Source organism: Bradyrhizobium sp. 23 (assembly GCF_023073295.1).
Taxonomy (GTDB): domain Bacteria; phylum Pseudomonadota; class Alphaproteobacteria; order Rhizobiales; family Xanthobacteraceae; genus Bradyrhizobium; species Bradyrhizobium canariense_D.
In genome coordinates, this window is the sequence record NZ_JADPJF010000063.1 from 1 (window position 1) to 10,245 (window position 10,245).

Here is a 10,245-nt window from a genome sequence, read left to right on the forward strand (position 1 = left end):
GCGAGCGCGTCACTTCGAGCTTCTGTTCGCGACACCATGGCACGACGACATCGTTCATGAAGGCGCTGTCGTTGTCGAAGTCAACGCCGCGCAACAACCAGGGGAACAGGCTCTGTGCGCGGTTGATCGCTTCGACGACCAGCGAACCCTCCCGCGTCAGCAACGGCAGGCACTCCGTCCAGCCAGTGGCGATATCGACCATCGTCAGGGTCTGGATGAACGAGCCGGCCACCGACGTGCCGCCATGCGCGACCATGTCGACCTCGCAGAAGCCAGGCACCGGGCTGTTCCAGTCATTGAACGTGCGGATCGGGACCTCGCGCCGGATTGCCGAATAGAATCCGGCACGGCGCCGCCTGCCGCCGCTCGCCGCAATCTTCACATCGACGAGCAGGCGATCAATGGTGGCGGCGCTGATGGCCAGAACACGATCACGGTCCGCCTGGCCAAGCCGCAATCGGCCATGTTGCTCGAGCGCCGGCAGCAAGGTCGGAACCATCACCTTGAGCCGCTTGCCGCACACCCGATCCGACGCCTCCCACAGCGCCGTCATCGCGTCCTTGATCGTCGTACCATATCTACGTTTACGCTCTTGCGGTTTCTCGACCTTGCTGGGCCCAACCGTCGTGCGCCGCCGGAGTGCGCGCATCGCATGCTTACGATGCCAGCCCGTCGTCGCGCACAGCGCGTCGAGGATCCGTCCCTTTTCCGCCCTCTTGGCCGACCGGTATTGCTCCGTCACTGCTGACACCACTTCGCGCCGCGCGCCCATGCTGATCTTTCCCGCCATAGTGGCCACCGAACCAATTCGGTGGCACCGACCCAATCATCGGCGAGAAGTTTTCCAGTAACATTTTGAATGAGGCAATGCGAGATTGGTCCACCAGGCTTTTTCGTTTCCGTGCCGGTGCAGGGATTGATGATGAGATCGGCATAGCGGCACCGTGAACTCGTCGCTGACTTTGCGTCCCAAGGTCCGTGGTTGAGCAAACTTCAAGTGATGCGCGTCAGCCGGGGTCTTCTGGCAGACCAGACAACCCTGGCTGCGGATGAACGCGAGGTGATCCTTGCTTCGCCTCCGAGGCGGCTCCTTTGGGAAGGCGAGGCCGACCCGCTCTCCGGGAGAGGTGTCGGCAGGTGCGCGAACGTCGCTGGTTATCTCCAGAGGATATTCCTCAGCTAGAGGCTGTTCGACCGCTGACACGGGCCGCTGGTCTGCTAAATTGATGTCGGGGAGGGCGGCTTCCTCGAACCTCTTCTGGTAGGCAGCCTCGAGAACCCGGGCGTCCGCTTCCAGGAGAGTGTTCTTCAGGGGCAGGCTGATCTTGGCCCAGGCAAGTAGCCCTTCGCTATCCTCCTGGAGAGCAAGCTCGCCCAAGAGCCGGTCCAGGAGTTCGGCGGAGCGTTCCGGGGGCAAGACCGGCGGCCGGTTGAGAACACCCTTCGGGGGCTTTCCTTTCGGTCCGGGTGCGGTCTGCGGCTCGGTGGCAGCCGGAGGCCCTGTTACGACGTCGGGCGCATCCAAATCGTCCTCCCCGGCGATCCCGACCACACGAGCTTCTTCAGCTCGGTCTTAGCTGTCTCGTGCTCCCCGTGCGCGTCGCGGGTTCGTAGATAGGCGGCCGCCAGCTCTGCCCATTGATTGGAAGTGGACATATCGACGACCTTGATCGCTTCCAGCCGCGGGCGGGGCGTCTCGATGTTGAACAGGACGGGCGGCTCGCCACTCTGGACGCAGCGCCAGAACTTCTTTTCGGCGGTAAGGAGGAGGTGCTGATAGAGCGGATCGGCATGGACCTTGATCTCAACCCATTTGCCGCCGCCGGTGATGATCGAAAGAACGGAGCTGCGGGACGCGGTGACCCACATGTTGTGCTGTAACTGAGCCATGTGCTTCTCGGCTGCGGCTTCCTCCGTGAACGCCCATGGCAGCATGAACTTGGCTTCGAAGACTGCACCGGTTTGCTCGACTGTCCCATCCAGCGTTGCGGCCATCCATTTGTGGATGGGATGACGAACGCGTTTCTGGATGTCTTTGACCGTGTGACCGCTCGCGCGTTGATACCAGGCGCGATTCAAGACTTCGGTCACGGTCCCAAGCTGAACGACTAAGTTGCCCGAGAGGTCCAGAGGCTCTGTTTCACCGCGTTTTTCGCGCCAGAGGCGGATGAGCCCGTCTTGGTCATCCCCCATGATGATGCGGGCGTCCGAACCGCCGATGAAATGTCGCCGGTCATTTGGGTTGAACCTGATGATTTGAATCTGTGGCTCGACCTGGCCTTCACTGTGCACGCTACGCACGGGTATCTCCTACCTCAGAACAACGGCGCTCTTCGCCGCACTGCCTGAAGCCCCGCGTCCGCGAGGTGGGAACCGGTGCCGGCCATGCACCCGGCCGACTCAGTAACGCTCCAATTGCAGACGAACGCCAGTCCTTTCTGCAGCAATCTTGTTGCTCATATTGCCGCGAGATTACTGCCAATGATCGGAGGGGAATGCTCCAAGCGAGCGGACCGCGTGGGATTCGCTCTCGCCCGAAATTGACAAATCAAAGCCAACGGCGAGGCGCAACTGCAACCGAGCGGCACCTGTGGTCTTCAAGTGATTTAAGCCACGTTCAGTCGACTCCCTCCTGAATACGTGGAAGCCCGACGTCCCACGATCGTCGCTGTTTCCCGATCTGCGGCTTGAAATCGTTACCACTTCGAGCGAGGTCTCAGGAAGTGAGCGAGAGCCGAGTGGAAGGCGGGATGGCGTCAGAACGAAAAATCACAGCGAACCGGTCGAACGCCAAACAAAGTACTGGCCCTAAGACGGAGGCCGGCAAGGCGCGATCGAGCCGCAACGCCCATCGACATGGTCTCTCGCGCCTGAACCGGGAAAACGATGTCAGCTCCAACGCATTGATCAGCGTGATGACGGCAGGTTTCACACAGCAACAAAACTCATTCGGCGTGGATAATCTCGTCCGTGCGAACCTGGCTGGGCCGCATCCGCCAAGCCCGATATGACATGCTTCTCGCGTTGATGGAATCCCCGAGCCAGAAGCTAGCCAAGCGTCTCGCTGGATTAGAGCGCTACGAGAGGCCGGTCCGGGCCGCGCAACGGCGCGTCCTGAAGTGCTGGCTGAAGCAAGGATGACAAGAGGGCGGGGCGGCTTCCTGCGCACGGAACTGCCCACCATCCTTGCGACGCGCACCGATGCCCTGTCGCCGCGCATGTTGCGTATCATCGAGGAGTTGGCAGGCGACTGGCGCCGGCTGAATAAGCGCATCGATGGCCTCTCCGGCGAGATCGAAGCACTGGCCCGTCAAGATCAGGCATGTTCGCGCCTGATGACGGTGCCTGGCATCGGCCCGATCATTTCAGGCGCCATGGTGGCCGCGATCGGCACTGGAGACGTATTCTCCAAAGGCCGCGACTTCGGCGCCTGGCTCGGACTGGTGCCTAAGCAGATCTCGACGGGAGACCGCACGATCCTCGGCAAAATCTCGAGGCGCGGCAATCGCTACCTGCGCGTTCTGTTCGTGCAGGCGGCATGGGTTGTGCTGGTCAGGATCAAGAACTGGGAACGCTACGGGCTCAAATCCTGGATCGAAGCCGCGAAGAGGCGCTTGCACCACAACGTGCTAGCAATCGCGCTCGCCAACAAGCTTGCCCGTATCGCCTGGGCGTGCTGGCCAAAGGACGCGCCTTCGAACTGACGAGGACCGACGATGCAGGCGTCCGACCCGCGTGATCTTCGCGCCGTGCTCGGCGCGGGCAAGGCGCAGCCTGGCAACGCCGGAGCCAGCCGCAAGCCAAGCGCGACGGCCGGCCTTGACCGCCCCTGCGCGCGTCGCGATCGACGTTCTACGGGTTGGGACGAAGGAACGGCCCTTGGCTCGAACACAGGAACTGCGCGATATGAGGAGCAAGCGATGACGTAACCCCATCAACAGTTTCCAGCCGAGGTCTGCGAGAGGAATGAGACGAGATGGAGGTTCGGTCTTCCGGGCACGTGCGAACACTGGTGACCCAAATGGTCCAATCGAGGCCTGTCCGCTAATGAGAACGCGCGCGCGCTGATATCCATGATGGCCCGGAGCACATGCTCCAATCAGAGGCCGGATATATTGATGCAAGACCGCTTACCACCAGATCGACGAAACTCTTGCAACGCACGGCCGGACCATACATTCGGGTCAAAGGCTGCCCTCGGGGCCAGCATGGTCTTGTTCGGGTCACCTCTAGGAAGCGGACATTGCCACGCTTGGCGGGCGCGCGGCGTGTCCGGTCTGCCGCCGAGAGCCGACGTCGCGGCAGCCTCAGCCTTGTTCGGCTAAGGACCATTTGGAGACCCACGCACCGCGTGTATCGAAAACCTGATAGTGCATAGGCCGTTTGATGCGGACGTCTGCTTTCTTTCAAGCGCCTCAAGGGGTGAGCACCGCGAGAACGCCGTCAATGAAAGGCCTTACATTCAGCCTGAGTCTTGAAGGTGCCTTTGTATTTTCCGAGTAAGATGACGGTTCGTCCGTGCCCTATTCCGAAAAAATATTGACCCATGTGCTTGCCGGTTTCATCCTTAAGCTCAACGCTGTCGACGCTTCGCACAGATTTGAGATCTATCTCGGGAAGCTTGATCTGCACGAGGTGTCTCCGCGGGATCGGGGCGGGCAGCAGCCTAGTGTGCGAGTGCTAGAAACGCCAATGTTGGGTCGCCAGGAGGCCAAGCCGCTAGCTAGGCCCCGATGGGACACCGGATTCCCACCAAGCGGAAGAGCGGCCTCATCAAGCCGTCCGCCGGTGACGGGCTCCCGGGCGGCTTCGTGTCGCTTTGCCGTCGCCGGCTGAAACAAGCTTCAACCGAGATCACAAGCCAGATGGTACGGCAGCTCCGGATGGCGCTTGGCGCTATTTCGTCTTCTCCCGCATAAAGCGTCGAAGCAGCTTCAGCGGATCGGCCTCTAGTGCCTCCGCGATAGCGATGAACTCAACGACATCCAAGCGGCGTTCGCGACCCTCGTATTTGGCCACAAAGGATTGCGGCTTGCGCAGCTTCTTGGCGAGGGCCTGTTGGCGGATGCCGGCCTTATGTCGCGTTGCGACTAGAAGGGCGACAAGGCGGGCATATTCGGCGGATTTGAGGGACTTTTCCATGGCCGCCGGCGCGTTTCGATTCGGCGGCAGCCAATCTGATCCCGGATCGGGATTATCCCAAAAGAGGATAATATTAACTCTGGTGTGCGAAGCTGCCCGGAGGTCGGCGCGGTTGCGCTGGACTTGTCCGGCCAGAGGAGCGCACGTGCGTGCCATGACCGGCCCAGTGACATCCATTCAGGCGATCAGCGCGGTAAAGGCGCCACGGCCGCCGATCACGTCACACTCCTCGGCGTCGAGCATTCGCGAGCAGGCGCTATCACATTTCTTGATTTGGCAATTGATCGCGGCGCGCTGGCGCCAGGGCCTTTATGATATTGAAGTACTCAAGGGTGAGGTGGACCGCGGCGGATATGACCTGGTGCTGGAGGCAGGCGGGATCATCCGCCACATCCAGTTGAAATCGACCTTCAAGGGCTCCAAGGTCAGCGAGGTCCCCGTCAATGCAAGGCTGCTCGACAAGCCGAGCGGCTGCGTGATCTGGTTGGAGGTCAACCAGGATACGTTAGCGTTGGAGCGTTACCTCTGGTTCGGAGATCCCCCGGGATCACGGCTACCAGATCTGGGCACGAAGGTCAGCTGCCATTCGCGAGGGGACAGTACTGGACGGAAGCCTGAACGCCCGATGCACCGGGATCTCCGCAAGGCCCGCTTCACGCCACTGGGTGGGATCGACGAATTGCTGGGCAGACTGTTCGGTTAGCGCGAGGCCGGAATGCGGCGCCCGACATTTGTAGCGAGCAGGAATTCAAGGATTGATCGCGGCATTTGATCGTCGCGCGTCCTCTCGCCTCCGGCCTCCTGGTTGTGAGAGACGATTCCACCGAGCTGGTGTGCTGCATGCGCGTTCCGACAACTAGGGACACGTCCGGCCGTCGTGGTTGCGATGCAGCGACTTTTTGGGCCCCGCTGCAAAATCGAAAAATAGCGATAGCCCCTCCAAGGCTCAGGGAAGACCGTAGAGAAGATTTGCGTCTTGTCCGCACTCCGACAGGTCCGAAATCCTTTAAATCGGGCGCAGATGCCAAATCTTGGCGGCGCGCTCATCGAATTTCCGCCCAGTAATCTTAAATGAAAACAATGCTTAGTAAGTTGCTAAGGCGAATAATGATCGTGGTTCTCGTGCAAGAGCGGCCTGCGGCTGCGAGCGGATGCGCGGCTCGATCCCTGGGGAAAGACAGGATTGGCACGAGTTATGCTATAATTAGCTTATACATTGCTGAGGACCAGTTTGATGCGTAAGCTTCCCGAAACGATACAGCCGCCCGCCTTCGGCTTCGATAAGCCGGCGAAGGAACGCATCATCGAGGCCTCCGACAAATTATTCCGTCTTCTCGGAATCAGGGTCGCCGACAGCTTGATTGCCGAAGACGCGCATTCAAACGTGGACACCTTCCGCAAGTTTTTTGGCGATGGTGAGCCGCTGATCGGCCGTTTCGTCAGGTCGCTGATTGCGGAGTGCGAGGATTACTGGCGCGGTCTCGCCGCGGAGCATCCGAACGATCCTGCGTCACAGCTGCGGTGGTGGCTTGCCCTGGAAGAGGATCAAATCGGCTATATGGCGGAGCCGCGGGTGTTGCTCTCACGCACGGCGGCGGAATTGTTCGAGACTCGCAAACAGCAGCATCCGCTGCTGAGGGAGATCGAGGATTTTTGGCAGGCGGAGCGGCGGCGGGTGGTCGGATTGTGTAAGGCCGCGGGCCTGCGCGATCCCATCGAGCTCGCAGATAAGCTGCTTCTGCTGGTGCACGGCGCACGCAACGAGCGGGGTGCTTACGGGCGCTTGAAACCGAGCCGCTTGCTTCGGCAGGCGGGAAACGAATTTATGGTCGCTCACGGCGCCGCCAACAGGCCCGTGGCCGACCACGCCTCCGACTTGGATTGAGATCGCGCATGACCAAGACCGATGACGCCGCAGTGGTGGTCTTTACCTCCGAGACGCGGCAAGAGATCCTGCAGTGCGCGGGGTCACGCGGCTGGGTCCTCAGTCCCAAAAGCGTCGAGCACTGCCCTTACCTTGTTTGCTGTCGGCGGCAGATCTGGGAGAACAAGGCCGAAGGCATTGCCCCTCGGGCTGCATTTCTGGTCGGCCGGATTTCATCGCTCACGCCGCTCGAGGCGTCCGAGAACTCGCGAGGGCAGGCTCGTTTCCACATCGGAATCTCGGAGTTCGCCGACATTGCCGTTGCGGAGGTCTGGCGCAAGGAGCTGCGCAACCCGGTCGCCTATGTCGGACTGAAGGAGCTAGGAATCCAGCTTAAGCGGCTGAAGTTTCAACCGGTGTCCGACGCTCGGCAGGCCGGCTCCGATATGGCGCGAGGAGGGCTGACGATCGCCGAGGCGAAGAAAGCGTTGGCCGCCACCTTTGGCGTGCGGCCCGAAGATGTCGAGATCACGATCAAGGGGTGACCGAATTAACCACCCGCGCGATCCAAGATCACCTATTGAAGAAGTATATTTGAAGTATCTGGCTAGATGGTGGTATAGCTGAGGCCTGTCTTTTTGGAGAGGTCTCATGAGTGATTTCCGCGTTGAGCACTTGCCCATTGCAGAGTTGAAGCCGAACCCCGCCAACGCCAGGCGGCATTCGCGCAAGCAGCTCCACCAGATCACGGCCTCGATCCGCGAGTTCGGCTTCAACAGCATCGTTGTGGTGGACGAGGAGGCCATGATCCTGGTCGGCCACGGCCGTGTCGAGGGCGCGCGCATGGCCGGGTTGGAGCGGGTGCCGGTGCTGCGGGTCGGCCATTTGACGGCCGCACAGAAGATCGCGTTCTCGCTCGCCGACAACAAGATCGCGCTGAACTCGGACTGGGATATGGACCAGCTGCGCGGGCTTTGGCGCGAGCTGATGGGGGTCGAGATCAATTTCGATGTGGAAGTGACTGGCTTTGAGACCGCCGAGATTGACCTGCTGGTGGACGGCGAAATGGGGCGCGAGAAGCCTGACCGAAGCGATCTCGTTCCGCCCGTTGGGTCCGATCCGGTATCGCGGCTCGGTGACCTCTGGGTGTTGGGGGAGCATCGCCTGCTGTGCGGCGACGCCTGCGATGCCGCCTCCTTCGCCGATCTGATGGATGGCGAACGGGCACGTCTGGTGTTCACCGACCCGCCCTATAACGTGCCGATCGACGGGCATGTCAGCGGGCTCGGCGCGGTCAAGCATCGCGAATTCAAGATGGCCTCCGGCGAGATGAGCTCTGCCGAATTCGCCGGCTTCTTAAGTGTGGTGTTCGGCAATATGGCGCAGGCGAGCATGGACGGCGCGATCCATTTCATCTGCATGGATTGGCGGCACATGGACGAGATCCTGAAGGCAGCCGGCGGCGCCTATTCCGAGCTGAAGAATCTGTGCGTCTGGAACAAGAGCAACGGCGGCATGGGCTCGTTCTACCGCTCCAAGCACGAGCTGGTGTTCGTCTACAAGGTGGGGCAGGGGCCGCACGTCAACACGATCGAGCTTGGCAAGCACGGCCGCTATCGCACCAATGTCTGGGACTATGCCGGCATCAACGGTTTCGGCGCGAGCCGTGCGGCCGAGCTCGACATGCACCCGACGGTGAAGCCGACCGCGCTCGTGATCGACGCCATCAAGGATTGTTCGCGTCGCGGCGATATCGTGCTCGACCCCTTCTCCGGATCGGGCACGACCATCATGGCCGCACAGAAGTCCCGCAGGCGGGCGCGCGCCATTGAGCTCGATCTGCTCTATGTCGATGTCGCGATCCGCCGCTGGCAGGCCTATACCGGGCAGGCTGCGACTATGGACTTGACGGGTGAGACGTTCGCCCAGGTCGAGCAGCGCCGGGCCGATCCGCTGCAGTAGGCCAAGTCGCTGGGCTCGAACCCCCGGCCATTTAGACGGCTTGAACGGTGAGGTAGAAGGGTATATGTTGCTCGGTAGAAGGTAGAGTATGAGTTTGAACATCAAAAATCCCGAAGCCCATGAACTAGCGACCGAGCTAGCGCAGCGGACAGGGGAGTCGCTGACTGCGGCGGTCACGAATGCGGTTCGTGAGCGGCTCGAGCGGGTTCGCCGCGAGCAAGGCGCACGTCTGTCGGATCGTTTGCTGAAGATCGGTGAGGATTGCGCCAAGCACTTGAAAGAGCCGTACCGATCGTCCGATCACGGCGATCTGCTCTACGACGAGCGCGGACTGCCTCGATGATCGTCGATACATCTGCGCTAATTGCTATCCTGCGCAAAGAGCCCGAGGCACAGCGCTGCGCGCTTGCGATCGAAACTCATCCCATTCGACGGATGTCCGCTGCAAATTTCGTCGAGGCGGCTGTTGTAATCGATGCCAGCCGGGATCCTATCGCCAGCCGGCGTTTCGATGAGTTGATGAAGGAAGCGCAGATTTCAATTGAGCCTGTAACCGAAACCCAGGCGCAAATTGCGCGAGAGGCCTATCGCGATTTCGGCAAGGGCAGTGGTCATCCTGCCAAACTAAATTTCGGTGACTGCTTTGCCTACGCACTCGCCAAGAGTACCGGGGAGCCCTTGTTGTTCAAGGGCGACGATTTTGTCCATACCGATGTCGTTGTTGCGCGTGGCACCTGATTGCCTTGACGTGAGCGCTCCTCGGTCTCTGGTTACATCGACTTTCCCGGACTGAAAGCACCCCACGAGAGGCTCGCCATCTGAGCGTGCTGAGCTTGCTCGATATCGCAAGTTGCGGTAGAAAGATCTCGCCTCGTGCGAGAGCCGGGTTGAGTCCTTTTTGGGACTTTGCGTGACGCACAAACCCGGCATGTAGTGCGTAAATGATGGCGTGACGCCTTATGGGTCCGAGTTCCTGCAAGCAGGAATTTGGTGCACCCGGAGGCCACGCCATTTTCGTTTGTGTGTCCTCCATGAAGCCGCGCATTTTCAGGAGGCAATATGTCTAGAAATCCCAAGGGCCAGTTTGAAAAGGGGACGACCGGAAATCCAAAGGGTCGTCCGCGGAAGCGGCCGCATCCAATCTCGGATGGTCAGATCCGCAGTGATTTCTTCGAAGCCGCGGAAATGCTTGTCCGTAAGCGCGAAGCCGATACCCTTGCTTCAGAATTCGAATGAACGTGCGAAAGAAGCCTCCGGCTTGGACGGAGGTTTCGGAT

12 protein-coding genes and 2 pseudogenes are annotated in these 10,245 nt (G+C 60.5%); 9 read left to right on the forward strand and 5 right to left on the reverse strand.

All coding sequences use genetic code 11. The annotated features are described in order from the left end of the window. The 3 genes and pseudogenes from IVB32_RS14895 to IVB32_RS14905 all read right to left on the reverse strand — a co-directional run. Positions 1 to 790, reverse strand: a pseudogene (locus tag IVB32_RS14895) (transposase); the annotation flags it as partial. A 36-nt stretch (positions 791 to 826) separates the two neighbouring features. Continuing rightward, positions 827 to 1,525 (reverse strand): ERF superfamily protein, encoded by a 699-nt coding sequence (locus tag IVB32_RS14900; RefSeq protein ID WP_247367157.1) that lies wholly within the window; start codon positions 1,523 to 1,525, stop codon positions 827 to 829. After that, complete coding sequence (locus IVB32_RS14905) at positions 1,504 to 2,292, reverse strand: YqaJ viral recombinase family protein (RefSeq protein ID WP_247367245.1); 789 nt, start codon at positions 2,290 to 2,292, stop codon at positions 1,504 to 1,506. The genes IVB32_RS14900 and IVB32_RS14905 overlap by 22 nt, the downstream gene beginning before the upstream one ends. 458 nt (positions 2,293 to 2,750) lie before the next feature. Here IVB32_RS14905 and IVB32_RS14910 point away from each other — a divergent pair, with 458 nt between their 5' ends. After that, positions 2,751 to 3,011 (forward strand): hypothetical protein, encoded by a 261-nt coding sequence (locus IVB32_RS14910; protein ID WP_247410662.1) that lies wholly within the window; start codon positions 2,751 to 2,753, stop codon positions 3,009 to 3,011. A gap of 138 nt (positions 3,012 to 3,149) precedes the next feature. Beyond that, a pseudogene (locus IVB32_RS14915) lies at positions 3,150 to 3,739 on the forward strand (IS110 family transposase); the annotation flags it as partial. 704 nt (positions 3,740 to 4,443) lie between these two features. Here IVB32_RS14915 and IVB32_RS14920 read toward each other — a convergent pair. Both IVB32_RS14920 and IVB32_RS14925 read right to left on the reverse strand, forming a co-directional pair. After that, on the reverse strand, positions 4,444 to 4,632 hold the full coding sequence (locus IVB32_RS14920; RefSeq protein ID WP_085394992.1) for a hypothetical protein: 189 nt from the start codon (positions 4,630 to 4,632) through the stop codon (positions 4,444 to 4,446). A gap of 264 nt (positions 4,633 to 4,896) precedes the next feature. Continuing rightward, the gene (locus tag IVB32_RS14925; RefSeq protein ID WP_085394991.1) at positions 4,897 to 5,142 is read right to left on the reverse strand and encodes a helix-turn-helix transcriptional regulator; all 246 of its coding nucleotides are present in this window, start codon (positions 5,140 to 5,142) and stop codon (positions 4,897 to 4,899) included. A 145-nt stretch (positions 5,143 to 5,287) separates the two neighbouring features. Here IVB32_RS14925 and IVB32_RS14930 point away from each other — a divergent pair, with 145 nt between their 5' ends. From IVB32_RS14930 to IVB32_RS14960, 7 genes are all read left to right on the forward strand, one after another. Beyond that, positions 5,288 to 5,845 carry a hypothetical protein gene (locus IVB32_RS14930; RefSeq protein WP_143275398.1) on the forward strand — a complete coding sequence of 186 codons (558 nt, stop codon included), beginning with the start codon at positions 5,288 to 5,290 and terminating at the stop codon, positions 5,843 to 5,845. A gap of 531 nt (positions 5,846 to 6,376) precedes the next feature. After that, the gene (locus IVB32_RS14935; RefSeq protein WP_247367153.1) at positions 6,377 to 7,027 is read left to right on the forward strand and encodes a hypothetical protein; all 651 of its coding nucleotides are present in this window, start codon (positions 6,377 to 6,379) and stop codon (positions 7,025 to 7,027) included. Positions 7,028 to 7,035: 8 nt separating this feature from the next. Then, positions 7,036 to 7,551 (forward strand): hypothetical protein, encoded by a 516-nt coding sequence (locus IVB32_RS14940; RefSeq protein ID WP_085394988.1) that lies wholly within the window; start codon positions 7,036 to 7,038, stop codon positions 7,549 to 7,551. 106 nt (positions 7,552 to 7,657) lie between these two features. Further along, a complete protein-coding gene (locus IVB32_RS14945; protein ID WP_247367150.1) occupies positions 7,658 to 8,968 on the forward strand; it encodes a DNA methyltransferase in 1,311 nt (436 codons plus the stop codon). Positions 8,969 to 9,056: 88 nt separating this feature from the next. Then, positions 9,057 to 9,311 (forward strand): type II toxin-antitoxin system VapB family antitoxin, encoded by a 255-nt coding sequence (locus IVB32_RS14950; RefSeq protein ID WP_247367147.1) that lies wholly within the window; start codon positions 9,057 to 9,059, stop codon positions 9,309 to 9,311. Beyond that, the gene (locus IVB32_RS14955; protein WP_247367146.1) at positions 9,308 to 9,706 is read left to right on the forward strand and encodes a type II toxin-antitoxin system VapC family toxin; all 399 of its coding nucleotides are present in this window, start codon (positions 9,308 to 9,310) and stop codon (positions 9,704 to 9,706) included. Before IVB32_RS14950 ends, IVB32_RS14955 begins: the two co-directional genes overlap by 4 nt. Before the next feature lie 321 nt (positions 9,707 to 10,027). Next, on the forward strand, positions 10,028 to 10,204 hold the full coding sequence (locus IVB32_RS14960; protein ID WP_247410665.1) for a DUF5681 domain-containing protein: 177 nt from the start codon (positions 10,028 to 10,030) through the stop codon (positions 10,202 to 10,204). The last annotated feature ends 41 nt before the right edge of the window (positions 10,205 to 10,245 follow it).